This window comes from Nocardia sp. bgisy118 (assembly GCF_057708605.1).
The window spans coordinates 15751-29808 of sequence record NZ_JBYISM010000044.1; the positions used below are offsets into that span (position 1 = coordinate 15751).

The following is a 14058-nucleotide window of genomic DNA, read 5'->3' on the forward strand; positions in this document are numbered from 1 at the left end:
CAGTCACCGGCCCGCCGGAACTCAGTGCGGCGCACCGAGATCCCTCGAGACCGCCCGTGCGGCGTCGAGGACGTAACCGACCAGCGCCGGCCGGTGCCGCAACTGTGCGTCGCACAGTCGATCCACCCGGCCGGTGATGCCGATGGCGCCGACCACGAGACCGCCGGGCGCTCGGATCGGCGCGGCGATACCCGCCTCGCCCGATCGGAATTCCTCGGTGTCGCCTGCCCATCCGGCCTGCCGCACCACGGCCAGCGCCCTGGCCAGCGCGGCTCGGTCGACGAGAGTGCGGTGTGTGAGCGGAGCCAGTTCGCTTCCGCGTACCGTGGCGGCCAGGTCGGTGTCGTAGGCCAGCAGGACCTTGCCCAGAGCAGTGGCGTGCGGGGGCAGGAGTTCGCCGAGCTCGAGCGCCTGCTCGGTGTTGTCCGGCCGGAACACGTGGTGGACCACCACCACCGCGCCGCCGATCGGGGCGCCGATCCGCACCGACTCTCCGGTGCGCGCCGCAAGGGCGTCGGCCCAGTTGATCGCCCGGGAGCGCAGCTCGTTTGCGTCGAGATAGCTGGTGCCCAGATGCAGCAGCGCGGCGCCGAGCTGGTATTTGCCGGTTGCCGGGTCCTGCTCAACGAAACCGACGCCCTGCAACGTGCGCAGAATGCCGTGCGCGGTCGGCTTGGCGAGATCGAGCGCACCCGCGATGTCGCCGATGCCGAGACGACCGGATCCACGGGCCAGCAGCCGCAGTACGGCCGCCGCTCGCTCGATTGATTGGATCGGACCTGGCATGTCGGGAAACCTCTCCGGCGAGTGGCGATTCGACAATGTCGAATCTTCGGTAATACCTGGGTTACATCATTGAAACCCAGTGTGAGCTGCGCCATACATCCTCCTAGCGTGTCGGACGGTAGTGGCGCCGCGGTCTGGCAACCAGCCGAGCCATTCGGCATTGTCGAATACGAGCTATGTCCGACTCGGAAATCCCCCCGTAATTTCCGTTCGGCACGGTCGCGCCCGCGACCTGCGGGGCGAAACGGAGGCTCAACGATGAACTTCGGCTCAATCTTCCTCAGCGAAGCACTCGGTACAGGAGTACTGCTGCTGCTCGGGGTCGGTGTGGTCGCGAACGTACTGCTGGCCAAGTCCAAAGGACAGGACGGCGGCTGGCTACTGATCAACTTTGGATGGGGGTTCGCGGTGCTGGCCGGCGTTTATGTCGCCTACAAGACCGGCGGCCACCTCAATCCTGCGGTCACCATCGGCATCCTGTTCAGCGGTGCCGACGAGTACGCCTCCGGTATCGCCATCTCGGGCGCCACGACGCTCGCCTATCTGAGCGGTCAGCTGGCCGGCGCGTTCCTCGGCGCGACCGTTGCCTACCTGGCCTACAAGCGCCACTTCGACGAGGAGACCGACGAGGAGAAGAAGCTCGCGGTGTTCGCCACCGGCCCCGCGATCCGCGCCTTCCGCTGGAACTTCGCCACCGAGGTGATCGGCACGTTCACCCTGGTCCTGGTGATCCTCGCGTTCGGACACACCCCCAGTGGACTCGGCCCGGTCGCGGCGGCGCTCCTCGTCGTCGGCATCGGCGCGTCGCTCGGCGGCCCGACCGGATACGCCATCAACCCGGCTCGCGACCTCGGTCCGCGCATCGCGCACGCACTCCTGCCGGTCAGCCAGCCCGTGCCGGCCGATGAGGCCCGGGTTCCGGTGGGCGTCGGCGCCCGTTCGTCGGTCGAGTCGCCCGACGTCAGCGCCGAACCGAGCCGCAAGAACTCCGACTGGGGTTATGCCTGGGTGCCGGTGCTCGGCCCGCTGGTCGGCGGCGCGCTCGCCGGTCTCGCTGCCCAGTTCCTGTTCTGAGTCCATTTCCGACAGCAGTTTCTCGAAAGGACCGCGATGACCAAGTTCGTCGGCGCCATCGACCAAGGCACCACGAGCACCCGCTTCATGGTGTTCGACCACAGCGGCAACGAGGTTGCCCGCCACCAGCTCGAGCACGAGCAGATCCTGCCGCGCCCGGGGTGGGTGGAGCACAACCCGACCGAGATCTGGGAGCGCACCCGCGCGGTCATCCAGAGCACCCTCACCAAGGCCGATCTGGTGGCGAGCGATCTGGCCGCGGTCGGCGTCACCAACCAGCGCGAGACCACGGTGGTGTGGAACCGCAAGACCGGGCGGCCGTACTGCAACGCCATCGTGTGGCAGGACACCCGCACCGATCGCATCGCCTCCGACCTGGAGAAGGCCGGGCACGGTGACACCATCCGGCGCAAGTCGGGCCTGCCGCCGGCCACCTACTTCTCCGGCGGGAAGCTGCGCTGGATCCTGGACAACGTTCCGGGTGTGGCCGAGGACGCCGAGCGTGGCGACGCGCTCTTCGGCACCACCGACACCTGGTTGCTGTGGCAGCTCACCGGCGGCGTGGACGGCGGGGTACACGTCACCGATCCGACCAATGCCAGCCGCACCATGCTGATGAGTTTGGAGACGCTGGACTGGGACGACGAGCTGCTGTCGATCTTCGGCATCCCGCGCGCGATGCTGCCCGCCATCGCGCCCTCGTCCAACCCGGAGCTGTTCGGGACCACCCGCGCCGACGGTCCGTTCGGCGGTGCGGTGCCGCTGTCGGGTGTGCTCGGCGACCAGCAGGCGGCCACGGTGGGGCAGGTCTGCTTCCGTCCCGGCGAAGCCAAGAACACCTACGGCACCGGCAACTTCCTGCTGCTGAACACCGGAACCGAGATCGTGCGGTCGCAGCACGGACTGCTCACCACGGTCGCCTACCAGCTCGGCTCGGACAAGCCGGTGTACGCGTTGGAGGGTTCGATCGCGGTGACCGGCTCGGCGGTGCAGTGGCTGCGCGATCAGCTGGGCATCATCTCCGGTGCGGCGCAGAGCGAATCCCTGGCCCGGCAGGCCGAGGACAACGGCGGGGTGTACTTCGTCCCGGCGTTCTCGGGACTGTTCGCGCCGTACTGGCGCTCGGACGCGCGCGGAGCCATCGTCGGCCTGTCGCGCTACAGCACCAACGCCCACGTGGCGCGGGCGACGCTGGAATCGATCTGCTACCAGTCCCGCGACGTCGTCGAGGCCATGCAGGCCGACTCCGGGGTGAAGCTCGACGTGCTGCGTGTGGACGGCGGCGTCACCGCCAACGAGCTGTGCATGCAGTTGCAGGCCGACTTCCTCGGTGTGCCCGTGTCGCGGCCGGTAGTCGCCGAGACCACCGCGCTGGGCGCCGCTTACGCGGCGGGGCTCGCCGTCGGCTTCTGGAACGACACCGACGAGCTCGAACAGAACTGGAACGAGGCCAAGCGCTGGACTCCCACCTGGTCGGACGAGCAGCGCGAGCGCGGCTACGCGCGCTGGAAGAAGGCCGTCTCCCGCACCCTCGATTGGATCGACGTCGACGAATGAGGGGCGACGCCGGCCGATCCGAATAGCACCGAAACAAGGAGAGATACCGCTGTGTCCGCACGATTGGACTCCCAGTACCGCGCCCGCGCGGTGAACTCAATCGGCGACACCGAGAGCGATGTGCTCGTCATCGGCGGTGGCGTGGTCGGCGCGGGCGCCGCCCTCGACGCCGCCTCCCGCGGCCTGACTGTGACCCTGCTTCGGGCAAGTCGTTAGCTGACGTCGAATCCGACGTCGGTTTTTGTGAGGTCGCAGCAGCCTTGGGTCTGGTTCTGCCGGGTATCTTCGGAAATGCCACGTGGCTCGTGCCGTCTGCGGGAATCGGTCTCGCGCTTCTCATGGTCGGCGCTGTAATCACCCACCTGCGTTACCAGGAGTACACCCGATCACGCGGCGCCACGGTCTTCGGCGGTACGTCGGCGCAGGCTCGGCTGCTGGAGGTCTGGCGGTACATAGGCCACATCGATCGGTCCGGTGTCGGTTCCTGGCGGCACGATCTCATCTATGCGGTCCAACAGGTCGTCGGCGAGGGGCGTGCCGGTTCCCGCGAGTAGGTCGTCCAACTGCTCGACAGTGCGCGGTCCGACGATCGCCGTGGTGACCGCGGGGTGGGCGATGACGAACGCGAGTGCGAGGTGAGTCAGCGGCAGTCCGCTCTGTTCGGCGATGGGAATGAGCGCTTCGACGGCGTCGAGTTTTCGTTCGTCGCTCATGTGTTGTGGCACCCAGTGCATCAGGGCCGCCGATGCTTGCTCTCCGCCACTCTTGCGGTAGCGACCGGTGAGCAGTCCCATCGACAGCGGACTCCAGACCAAGGTCCCCAACCCATAGCGCTGACAGATCGGGAAGATCTCGCGCTCGGCACTTCGATTGAGGATCGAGTAGTGCGGCTGTTCGGTGCGGAACTTGGCCAGGCCACGACGTTCGGAAACCCATTGGCCTTCAACGATGCCGGAGGCCGGGAGGTTAGAGTGTCCGACGGCCCGCACCTTGCCTGCGCGCAGCAGATCGGTCAGCGCGCTCAGGGTTTCCTCGATGTCCGTGCCGGAGTCGGGGTGGTGCATTTGGTAGAGGTCGATGTGGTCGACACCCAGCCGACGCAGCGACGCTTCGACGGCCGAGACGATCCACCGGCGGGAGTTGCCCCGATGGTTGGGTCCGGGGCCCATCGCACCGTTGAACTTGGTGGCGAGAACGACGTCGTCACGACGGCCGCGCAGTGCCTTCCCGACGATCTGTTCGGTCTCACCGTCACCACCGCCGTAGACGTCGGCAGTATCGATAACGTTGATGCCGCTGTCGAGGGCCCGATGGACGATGCGTGCGCACTCGTCATGGTCGGGGTTGCCGAATCGCCCGAACTTCATCGTGCCCAATGCGTAGGGGCTCACCTGAATTCCGGTGCGGCCGAGGGGGCGAGTGCGCATGCGGTGTCTCCTGTGTGGTTGTTCGCGACCTGGACCTTCGGGGTGCGACCGGGTCTGGTCGCACCCCGAAGAGAGCGTTAGGCCGGGACGTATTCGGCTGCGACGTCGAGGATCCAGGTGACACCGAAGCGATCACTGAGCATCCCGAAAGCGGGCGCCCATTGAGCTGGGCCGAATGCCTCGATGATCGTCGCGCCTCCGGCGAGGCGTTCCCACAGTGCGCCGACCTCCTCGAGGGTTTCGCCGCGCACCGAAAGGAAGAACCGTTCCTCGGTGATGGTGGTGCCGTTTTCGCGGCGGGTGGTGGGCGCGGCTGGGGTCGCAGGGGTGTCCTGGCCGGGCACGTCGTAGGCCATGACCCGGAACCCGTTGTCGGCGACGACCTGGCCGAACACCACTTTGGTGGCGTCGGGCAGTTCGGTCGGCATCCCGAAGTCTCCGTAGGTGGCGAGAGTGAGCTGGCCCCCGAACACCGACTGGTAGAACTCCAGGGCCGCGCGGGCCTGACCGCGGAAGTTCAGGTGGGCAACAGTGTTGACCGTCATGGTGATTGATGTCCCTTCGAGTGGTTTTCGCCGCCGGTGGGCGACGAATTCCACACTGTCACCGGTAGAGGACAGGGATTGTCCTCTACTCGTGGCAATCTGGAAACCATGCCGATATCGACCTCGACGGCGACCTCTCGCCGCCTGCTCTCGCTGCTGTCTTTGCTGCAGGTCCGCAGGGACTGGCCAGGGGGTCTGCTCGCCGAGCGGCTCGACGTCAGTGGACGCACAGTGCGCCGCGACGTCGATCGCCTGCGCGAGCTCGGCTATCCCATTCAGGCGATCAAGGGCCCTGAGGGCGGCTACCGGCTGGAGGCAGGCAGTGAGCTCCCGCCGCTGTTGTTCGACGACGAGCAGGCCGTCGCGCTCGCCGTGGCATTGCGGATCGCGGTTGGGACCGGGGCGGGAATCGAAGAGAACGCCGCGCGAGCCCTCGCGACCGTGCGACAGGTCCTGCCTTCCCGATTACGGCAGCGAGTCGATGCGCTCGAGATCGCCGCGGCCGGGGCCGACGTCCAAGTCGATACTCAGAGCCTGGTGGATCTGAGTATCGCGATTCGTTCCGCGGAGGAAGTACGGTTCGACTACCCGGAGGCGACCCCCTCTGACGCGGTCGATCCGCGCCCGTTCCGCCGGATACATCCCCATCACCTCATAGTCCGGAACGGGCGCTGGTACCTGATCGGCTGGGACCCCGAGCGTGCCGACTGGCGGACCTACCGCGCGGACCGGATGACCCTCCGCATCCCCAACGGCCCACGCTTCTCACCCCGGCAACTACCAGGCGGCGATGTCGCAGCCTTCCTCTCCGCCCGCTTCAAAGGCTCTGCCGGTGCCGACGTCTGGCCGTGCAACGGCGAGGTGATCCTCCATCTGCCTGCCCCGCAAGTTGTTCCGTTCGCCGTCGATGGAGTCGTCGAGGCGCTCGACCAAGGGCGAACCAGACTGCTGATCGGTTCGTGGTCATGGGCGGCGCTCGCTGCGACGCTGGCGCGCTTCGATACCGAGATCGAGGTGGTGGCCCCGCAATCGCTACGCGACGCCTTCGCCGATCTATCCGGTCGCGCAGACCGGGCCGCGCAGGTGAGCGCATAACCTGGTCGGAAAGACACAGTCGGATCGATTGCCCGACAGGGGTCCTCGCCGCCTACCTTGCCAGATCGGATCACGTCATCTGACAGGTTGTTGAGGTATCGATGGGTCCACTTTCGCTGTGGGATCGGCGCTCTCATTCAGCTGTTGGCATGGACGCCTTCGCCAGTTCCTGAAGTGCGGTGCATCAGATTGATCGAGTCGCGCTGGCCGAATGTGGCCCAATCAATCTGATGCCTGCGGAATCCGTCTCGGGAGCACTGTCCGAGCTCACGCAGGGTGGCGATGACGCATCCAGGGTCCGGCGAGGTATCGGATCACCGAGTTCAGCTGTGGCGGTGAGCATCTCGCCTTCAGGCCACCCCATACTCGTCCTCGAGGTGCTCGAACGCGCTGATCCAGAAACCGGAGTCCGCCCAGCCTGACATCGTCACCGATTCGCTCAGCTCGCGTAGGACCGTGGCCGGTTCCTCACCTTCCTCCAACCGGGCGAGGTACCGGGTCAACATGCCCACCGCCCCGGCCAACTCGGCGAGCGAGTCGAAGGCGCGGCCGCGGTAGCCGGCACCGTGGTCCCACCCGCTCGGGTCATAGACGTCCACGACACCGAGCTCGCCATCGAGCATCAGTGTGTAGTCGTTGCCGTAGACGCCAAGTCCGTAGCAGTACTTCACCGGAGCAGAGTCATCATCGGGCTCACGGCGACCGAACAGCTCATCGGGGTCCTCCTCCCACAAACCTTGTGCAGGCAGGTCCGAGGAGTCGAAGCGGACGGCACTCAGGAACACCGCCGGGTACCCGATCGTCGAGAGAAACCTCCGGCTTTCCTCGTGCCTCAACCCCTCGGGAAGATCCGCCGGGCGCCATACCGAATCCGCCCCGACGCACGCTTCCAACCACTCCGCCGAGGGCCGGGCTGCGGCCGCGTCGATATCCGTCATGCCGACATTGAAGCGTGTACGCAAGACGACCGTTTCAACTGCCCCCACGACTGGGACGCCACAACTTCCCTCGCGCAACCTCACGGCATCGGATTGATCGAGTCGGCATCAGTTCGGCAGAGTCAGGACATGAGCGCACTCGGGTGCTGCATGCGATCGTGACCAGTGCGTCACCGGCTGACACGGTCGGTGCTTGACGGCCTCCATCTGGCACGCATCCGGATCACCACCTAGGCTACCTACCTCCAAGGACTCTGATCTGCGCGGTGCGGAACAGGCACCATTGTCGGTAGACATGAGCTGATGCGTCCATGAAAGACCATGCGGGCCAGCAGAATTCAGCGTCCGCCGGGCCGCTCCAGGCGTCGGCTACTCGGCGGGATGCCACGCTGCGTCAGCGCCTGTTCCGGCGTCGTTCCGCGGCAAGGCCGGCGTATCGGGCCGGGACGAACGGGGCCAGGTATTCGGTCATGAGATTGCTCGCCCGCCGTGTGCGCAGGCCCATATCGGCAACGAGTTCATCGATGTGGTGTGAGAGGAAGGGGCCGAGCAGATATCCCTGCGGTCGCGCGGGTAGGACCTCGGATGACCAGGCTCGTACCCGGCCGATCTCGGCCTGCATCGCATCGGCAGTCGGAAGCGCGAGTTCGCCGCGGAAGCCCTGCGAAAGCCAATGAGCGGAGATTTCGGAGGTGAGCTGACAGGCGGTCGATGACGCGTAGCCGACGAAGCCGAGCCGAGGTTCGGTTGGCGGGAGGATGTGACAGTAGAGCTGGAAGTTGCCGTCGCGCACAACGGCAGCTTGCAATTCGGGCCCCAGAAAGGGAAGGGATCGTCGCCAGCCGGTCGCAAAGATCACCAGATCGGCGTCGATTCGATCGCCGCTAGGAGAACTCGAGAGGAGTCGTCCGAAGGGCGCGGTCGGAACACACCCGCAACAGACATGACATCGACAGCGCAGGACAACCACAGAAAGATCCATCAATGAGATGCGGCGTCGCGGCTCCACCCAGGACGTCCGAATGCACAGGCAACAGGCGATTCTCGCCCGATGCCGTCACCCTAGCCGCGCCCAAACCTGCGCTTAGGGCGATTGACAGCTCTAGCGCCCTCCAGCCGGAACTACCATGCGAGCCGACTGTCACCAGCGCCCCAACCAGCGCTCTCGGCTGGGCGCGTATCTCACTGGAGAGCAGCTCCCAGCGCCCAGCGCACTGTCCTACGAGCCCGCCCTCGCATAGGCCGCTCACAACATCTGCGGGCGCACCGCCCGCGCCGCGGCACGTCATAGCCATCGGCTCGCGCCACTCACGCCCCACACCAGGCTGCGTTCCGGTCCCGCTCGCCGGCTCCACGCTTTTGCTCCGCCGACCGGCCCACGTGTCCCACCGCAATGCCCCATTGTCCATCGAGGGGCGGCGACGCCTCGTGCAACGCTGCCAATCCCGCCCGATCGCTTATGTCGTTGCTGGCATGGGGATCTCTCGTCGATGTGCGTCCAAGTGGGTCAACCATTTCCGTCGCACAAATCTCAATAATGTTGTCACACTGCAGTTTTTATAGTTATCGGTTCGTCGGTATAGCAACGCTGATCGCGCACCAGCGCCCAGAGCACATCGACTCGGCGGCGAGCCAAGGCGATGAGTGCTTGGGTGTGTGTTCGTCCGTGTCCACGTTTCCCCCTTCCTGCGGCGTCCACCGTGATCGAAACACGGCCGGCCCCTCATGTGCCGGATCACTGTGCAGTGCAGGATATTCAGTGCGAACCCCGACCGTCACAAAGAGCCGCTCCTCCAGTTCGACGGCTTGCCCCATACCCCAACGCGATATGCTACGACGGTCAGCACAGGCCCCTGCCAGTTCCCTGCAGAGCTATCGGCGGTGCCGACGGCTGAGTTAGTGCATACCACAACGGCTTTGGGTAGTCGTGCACATCTCGGCGGTCAATCGCTGTTTGGTGTGCTGCCGTGGACCTCGGCTGATCGTTTGCAGATCACCGTTGATGGACAAGCCGACAATGTGCAGCATCGTCCGCTACCAGGCGCTGCTACAGGCGACACGGTATGAGTGGCAACACCGGCCACTCGCGTGAATGGACGACGAGGAACTCGCCTACATCGACGAGGTCCATCACCAACTGTCCAGCCCCCTCTCTGAGCGCCAATTCGCCGTGCTGCGCCGATGGCGGCAAGGCGGCTACGCCAAAGACCAATGAGCGCATCGTGAGCAGATTATTCAGGGCGCTTCCGGCAGTTACCGCTCCGGTTTCAGCGCGACACACGAACTCACCCCGCCGCGGCGTGAAACCTCTCCCGATGCTCCACCCATGGACGCTCCCACTGCTCCGGACTCATCGCCAACAACTCCCGCAACTTCCCCCACCCCACCTCACCGGTCGGCGTATACACCTGCATCCACGCATGCGGCACCGACGGCAACGACATACTCGTCAAGAACATCTCCAACTCCCCCACCGCCAAATTCCGCACCAGCTTCGTCCTACTCGCCGGCACCGCCACATCGTTCAACGCCCACAACGACGCGAAAGTCTCACTCTCCGAACACAACTCCGCAACGAACTCCTCCCACCCCGGATCACCCAGATTCTTCGCGTGCGCCCCACGCAAATACCCCACCATCCGACGAAGATCATCCCAATTATGGTGATAAGTATTGCAACACTCCGGCGTCAGAAAAACGCGACGAGCCACATTACGTTCCCTCAACAGGAAGCCTGGGCACAGCGCCTCATACGGCTTGTTGTGCGCCAGCACGTCATACCGCGCACTCAACACCACCCCCGGCAACGGCTCCAGATGATCCAAAATCACCTGCACCTCCTCCGGCAACGCCGACCCCGAATGCCCCGAAGACACCGTCGGCACATCAGCCATCCGATACAAATGCGCCTTCTCCGCCGCATCCAACGACAACGTCCGCGCCACCGCATTCAAAACCTGCACACTCACATTGATTTCTCGACCTTGTTCAAGCCAGGACAACCACGGAAAGATACATCAATGAGACGCGCCGTCGCGGCTCCACTCAGGACATCCGGATGCGCAGGTCAGGGCGCTTCTCGCCAAATGCCGTCACTGTAGCCGCGTCCAACCCTGCGTATAGGAGGGTTGACAGCTCTCGCGATCTCCAATCGGAACACTCACGCGAACCGACTGCCACCGGCACCATCAACCAGCCCTCTCGGCTGGGTACTTACGGGCGCCAGCCAGCGCCGCATTTTGTAGCGTGACCATTAGATGGATGCCTGACTCTCGACATAGCCGCGCCAGCTCGAGGGCTTCGAGCAGGCGGTGGTAAACGGCTTCTCCTTGAGCACATGGGCCCCGCGCTCACGGCCGCGGCGTTGCGTTGGCCGTGAGTCGGTACATGCAGTCACTCCTTCCCGGAGAAGAGGCAGGCGAGGACGATCGCAACCAGGGAATCGACGGGGCGGCCAGGACGCCGCGGTCGTCGAGGTCGCGCAGATGAACGACCGCGGCCGTCCTCTCGAGCACGCACTGCATTGAGATTCTCGCCGGACCCCGGAGGTCCGGCGCTGCAGTACTTCACGAACGCCATCAAGCGCCGCGGTTGTTGAGATTCTCGCCGGGCTCAGAGGTCCGGCGCTGCCCTGAGGACGTTCGCGCGCTGTATCCTAGTCAGCGGTTAGCCGTCTGCTGATCGACCTGCGCGCCCCCGCTGGGACGTTGCGGGCATAGCCGCTCGAACTTCCGCACGGCTCGCGGTGGATTACCACGCGTGACTTCACCGTCTCGGCACCATTGCCAAACTTTGACATTCGGTGGAGATTGGATCACACCGCCACAGTGGCGCGTTACCGTCCGCTGACGGCGTCATCAGACCGCGTAGACCCACGAGCCGTCCGGCCTACAGCCGCGATCTCGATTGCCCTGCCTGCAGGTCACCGCCGCGACTGGCTGCGTCTCCACGTCGATACGCGGCAACTGCCTTGACCCGAGGTAAACCTTGGTAGACCACTTCGAAGGTTGATGAGCCGCGCGCAACACGCTGGTCGGTCCGCAATGCGGCTCGTTTCGCTCATATAGAGGGCGCAGCTATCAAAGCATCTACTGCGGCCGCGGCCGGAATCCCTAGGGAGTCGCGCTACTCCGGACCGGCCGACAAATTTCGCCAGCCTAACGGTGTGCCATACTGGTCTACAATACGGACCGACTATCCCGAACGATACGAAGGAGCGCGCAGTGAGGAGCGTGCGAACGACATTCCAGATCCTCGACGCCGTCGCGGACAAGCAGCCAATCGGCCTCAGTGAGCTCGCGCGCCAACTCGGTCTACCCAAGAGCACCGTGCAACGCAGCCTCGCCACTCTCGCCGAGCTCGGCTGGATCCGTTCCGACGGACGTGAAGCCACCCGCTGGGTGCTCGGGGAGCGGGTGCGTGTTCTCAGCGAGAAGATCGATGATTTGGGTCGCCTTCGCGAGGTGGCTCCCCCAGTCCTTGAACGGCTCAACAGCGAGACGCTCGAGACAATCCACCTGGCCGTGCCTGAGACAGACGCGATGCGACTGGTGGAGCGACGGGAGAGCAAACATGCGTTGCGACTGGTTCAGCCGATCGGCACCCGATCTCCGCTGCATGCCGCTTCGACTGGGAAATCCGTACTCGCTTACCTCACGGCGTCCGAGATCGATGAATACCTCGACAGGGAGCTGATGTCGCTCACGCCTCATACGATTACCGATCCCGAAGCGCTCCGGGCTGAGCTCGCAACCATTCGAGAACGCGGCTATGCCATCTCCGAGCAGGAGATGACGGACGGTATCATCTCCGTCGCGGCCTGCATTCGCCAACTGGGCGGTCGCCCAATCGCGGCGCTGAGCATTTCGGGGGCAGCTTCTCGAATGTCACCGGATGTGTGCGAAACGTACGGTCGTAAGGTCGCGGCTGCGGCTGCTGAAATTGCCGCAAGCATCCGGTGACGCTGAGTCCCTTGTATTCGCAACCTGCGGCATGTCACTGATGTTTGGCGCTAGGGTTGGCCAACGCTGCCGCGATCGGACGGCAGCGCCAGCCACCTAGAAACAACGGTGGACAGACGGATGATCCCGCGTCTTCGAACCCGATCAAATCGATGAATGTACTTAATCACTACGGCATCCGCAAAAGCGCTACCGTCGTACCAAGCGCGCTGGACAGGTTGGGCGATCGGCGCTGCCTTGGGGGTTGGGGTCAACCGAATCCCATGGCACTACGGGATCGCATTTCCGTTGCTCTTGGGCGGATCCTGGGGCTGCTGGTCTGCAATGCCGTCGGCCTGTGCCACGGCCGCTACGGCCGCGGCGACGGCAGGCGCGACCCGCGGGTCGAGCGGGCTCGGGACGAGCCTATCGGCGGCCAGCTCATCAGCGACGACCGAAAAGATTGCCTGCGCGGCCGCGAGCTTCATGCTCTCGGTGATGCGGCGAGCGCCCACGTCGAGCGCACCTTTGAACACACCGGGAAAGGCGAGCACATTGTTGATCTGATTCGGGAAGTCACTGCGGCCGGTGGCGACGACAGCAGCGTGGCGAGCGGCGACCTCGGGATGGATTTCTGGATCCGGGTTCGACAGCGCGAAGACAATCGCGTTGTCCGCCATCTCCGCAACGACTTCCTCCGGGACAGTGCCGGCCGAGACGCCGATGAATACATCTGCGCCGCGCATAGCCTCGATCGGCCCGCCATATCGGCCCGCCGGATTGGTGCGGGTGGCCAGATCGATCTTGCTCGGGCCGAGGTCGGTACGGTCGCGGGACACGATTCCTTTCGAGTCGAGGACAGTGATGTCCCGGATGCCCACGGCGAGCAGCATATTCGCGCAGGCCACACCGGCCGCACCTGCCCCGGAGATAACGACTCGCAACGCGCGCAGATCGCGTCCCTGCAGCGTGACCGCGCCCTTGAGGGCGGCGAGAACGACGATGGCGGTGCCGTGTTGATCGTCGTGCATGACCGGGCAGTCGAGCGCCTCGATGAGACGCTTCTCGATTTCGAAGCATCGCGGGGCCGAGATGTCCTCGAGGTTGACTGCGCCGAAACTCGGACGAATCCGGACGAGCGTTTCGACGATCTCGTCCGGATCCGTGGTGTCGAGCACCAGGGGAATGGAGTTCAACCCCGCGAACTTCTTGAACAGGGCAGCCTTACCTTCCATCACCGGCAGGGACGCGCGCGGGCCAATGTTCCCGAGGCCGAGGACGGCGGTGCCGTCGGAGACGACGGCGACGAGCCGGTCGGTCCATGTGTAGCGGCGGGCAAGAGACTCGTCCGCGTGGATGGCGCGGCTCACCTGGGCAACGCCCGGGGTGTAAGCGATCGACAGGTCGCGCTGGCTCTCCAGCGGCGCAGTCAGCTCGACGGACAGTTTGCCGTCGATGTGACTGTCAAAGATCTCCTCGTCAGTCAGTGCGACTTTTCGAGCAGCTACAGATTCGGACACTCTTGACACGTTGAAACTCCTGACGGTTGTGGCGGCGACTTCTGGAACAGCAAGGCTGGGTCGCCATCCTGGCTCCGGTGCGCGATATGGACATAGATCAGCCGAGGCCGAGTTACGAAGGGGGAACGGCAAGTACCGGTATTGCCTCATCAAACCGTCTGATTTGTCGGCAAGTT

General features: G+C 64.9%; 12 protein-coding genes and 4 pseudogenes. 8 read left to right on the forward strand and 8 right to left on the reverse strand.

Going from position 1 to position 14058, the window contains the following annotated elements; genetic code table 11:
* Positions 1–21: 21 nt before the first annotated feature.
* On the reverse strand, positions 22–786 hold the full coding sequence (locus AC3EO7_RS35660) for an IclR family transcriptional regulator (RefSeq protein ID WP_431972555.1): 765 nt from the start codon (positions 784–786) through the stop codon (positions 22–24).
* A gap of 258 nt (positions 787–1044) precedes the next feature.
* Here AC3EO7_RS35660 and AC3EO7_RS35665 point away from each other — a divergent pair, with 258 nt between their 5' ends.
* From AC3EO7_RS35665 to AC3EO7_RS35680, 4 genes and pseudogenes are all read left to right on the forward strand, one after another.
* Positions 1045–1860 (forward strand): MIP/aquaporin family protein, encoded by an 816-nt coding sequence (locus AC3EO7_RS35665; protein ID WP_435593610.1) that lies wholly within the window; start codon positions 1045–1047, stop codon positions 1858–1860.
* Positions 1861–1896: 36 nt separating this feature from the next.
* Entirely contained in the window at positions 1897–3417 is a 1521-nt protein-coding gene (gene glpK / locus AC3EO7_RS35670; RefSeq protein ID WP_435593611.1) for a glycerol kinase GlpK, read from the forward strand.
* 63 nt (positions 3418–3480) lie between these two features.
* Positions 3481–3624, forward strand: a pseudogene (locus tag AC3EO7_RS35675) (FAD-dependent oxidoreductase); the annotation flags it as partial.
* Between the two features lie 38 nt (positions 3625–3662).
* Positions 3663–3788 (forward strand): annotated as a pseudogene (locus AC3EO7_RS35680) (DoxX family protein); the annotation flags it as partial.
* Positions 3789–3803: 15 nt separating this feature from the next.
* On the opposite strand, the gene AC3EO7_RS35685 reads toward AC3EO7_RS35680, so the two are convergent.
* Positions 3804–4844: an aldo/keto reductase gene (locus AC3EO7_RS35685; RefSeq protein ID WP_435593612.1), complete on the reverse strand. Its 1041-nt coding sequence runs from the start codon at positions 4842–4844 to the stop codon at positions 3804–3806.
* Between the two features lie 77 nt (positions 4845–4921).
* Complete coding sequence (locus AC3EO7_RS35690; protein ID WP_435593613.1) at positions 4922–5389, reverse strand: VOC family protein; 468 nt, start codon at positions 5387–5389, stop codon at positions 4922–4924.
* A 108-nt stretch (positions 5390–5497) separates the two neighbouring features.
* Here AC3EO7_RS35690 and AC3EO7_RS35695 point away from each other — a divergent pair, with 108 nt between their 5' ends.
* The gene (locus AC3EO7_RS35695) at positions 5498–6484 is read left to right on the forward strand and encodes a helix-turn-helix transcriptional regulator (RefSeq protein WP_435593614.1); all 987 of its coding nucleotides are present in this window, start codon (positions 5498–5500) and stop codon (positions 6482–6484) included.
* Positions 6485–6834: 350 nt separating this feature from the next.
* Here AC3EO7_RS35695 and AC3EO7_RS35700 read toward each other — a convergent pair whose 3' ends face one another.
* Together AC3EO7_RS35700 and AC3EO7_RS35705 are read right to left on the reverse strand one after the other, a co-directional pair.
* The gene (locus AC3EO7_RS35700; protein WP_435593615.1) at positions 6835–7506 is read right to left on the reverse strand and encodes a hypothetical protein; all 672 of its coding nucleotides are present in this window, start codon (positions 7504–7506) and stop codon (positions 6835–6837) included.
* Positions 7507–7816: 310 nt separating this feature from the next.
* Positions 7817–8404 (reverse strand): hypothetical protein, encoded by a 588-nt coding sequence (locus AC3EO7_RS35705; RefSeq protein WP_435593616.1) that lies wholly within the window; start codon positions 8402–8404, stop codon positions 7817–7819.
* 398 nt (positions 8405–8802) lie between these two features.
* Here AC3EO7_RS35705 and AC3EO7_RS35710 point away from each other — a divergent pair.
* Positions 8803–8946, forward strand: a pseudogene (locus tag AC3EO7_RS35710) (IS481 family transposase); the annotation flags it as partial.
* A gap of 19 nt (positions 8947–8965) precedes the next feature.
* On the opposite strand, the pseudogene AC3EO7_RS35715 reads toward AC3EO7_RS35710, so the two are convergent.
* A pseudogene (locus tag AC3EO7_RS35715) lies at positions 8966–9100 on the reverse strand (IS110 family transposase); the annotation flags it as partial.
* Between the two features lie 414 nt (positions 9101–9514).
* Here AC3EO7_RS35715 and AC3EO7_RS35720 point away from each other — a divergent pair.
* The gene (locus AC3EO7_RS35720; protein ID WP_435593617.1) at positions 9515–9637 is read left to right on the forward strand and encodes a hypothetical protein; all 123 of its coding nucleotides are present in this window, start codon (positions 9515–9517) and stop codon (positions 9635–9637) included.
* A 70-nt stretch (positions 9638–9707) separates the two neighbouring features.
* On the opposite strand, the gene AC3EO7_RS35725 is transcribed toward AC3EO7_RS35720, so the two are convergent.
* Positions 9708–10424 (reverse strand): MmyB family transcriptional regulator, encoded by a 717-nt coding sequence (locus tag AC3EO7_RS35725; RefSeq protein WP_435593618.1) that lies wholly within the window; start codon positions 10422–10424, stop codon positions 9708–9710.
* Positions 10425–11645: 1221 nt separating this feature from the next.
* Between AC3EO7_RS35725 and AC3EO7_RS35730 the strand changes: the two genes are divergently transcribed.
* Positions 11646–12383, forward strand: a complete 738-nt coding sequence (locus AC3EO7_RS35730) for an IclR family transcriptional regulator (protein ID WP_435593619.1) — start codon at positions 11646–11648, stop codon at positions 12381–12383.
* Between the two features lie 269 nt (positions 12384–12652).
* On the opposite strand, the gene AC3EO7_RS35735 is transcribed toward AC3EO7_RS35730, so the two are convergent.
* Positions 12653–13891, reverse strand: coding sequence for an NAD(P)-dependent malic enzyme (locus tag AC3EO7_RS35735; RefSeq protein WP_435593620.1), 1239 nt, complete (start codon positions 13889–13891; stop codon positions 12653–12655).
* Between the last annotated feature and the right edge of the window lie 167 nt (positions 13892–14058).

What these genes read in the sequence shown, in the direction of transcription:
- AC3EO7_RS35660 (WP_431972555.1), bottom strand. Translation starts at nt 786, where the DNA reads ATGCCAGGTCCGATCCAATCAATCGAGCGAGCGGCGGCCGTACTGCGG.
- AC3EO7_RS35665 (WP_435593610.1), top strand. Translation starts at nt 1,045, where the DNA reads ATGAACTTCGGCTCAATCTTCCTCAGCGAAGCACTCGGTACAGGAGTA.
- glpK (WP_435593611.1), top strand. Translation starts at nt 1,897, where the DNA reads ATGACCAAGTTCGTCGGCGCCATCGACCAAGGCACCACGAGCACCCGC.
- AC3EO7_RS35685 (WP_435593612.1), bottom strand. Translation starts at nt 4,844, where the DNA reads ATGCGCACTCGCCCCCTCGGCCGCACCGGAATTCAGGTGAGCCCCTAC.
- AC3EO7_RS35690 (WP_435593613.1), bottom strand. Translation starts at nt 5,389, where the DNA reads ATGACGGTCAACACTGTTGCCCACCTGAACTTCCGCGGTCAGGCCCGC.
- AC3EO7_RS35695 (WP_435593614.1), top strand. Translation starts at nt 5,498, where the DNA reads ATGCCGATATCGACCTCGACGGCGACCTCTCGCCGCCTGCTCTCGCTG.
- AC3EO7_RS35705 (WP_435593616.1), bottom strand. Translation starts at nt 8,404, where the DNA reads ATGGATCTTTCTGTGGTTGTCCTGCGCTGTCGATGTCATGTCTGTTGC.
- AC3EO7_RS35720 (WP_435593617.1), top strand. Translation starts at nt 9,515, where the DNA reads ATGGACGACGAGGAACTCGCCTACATCGACGAGGTCCATCACCAACTG.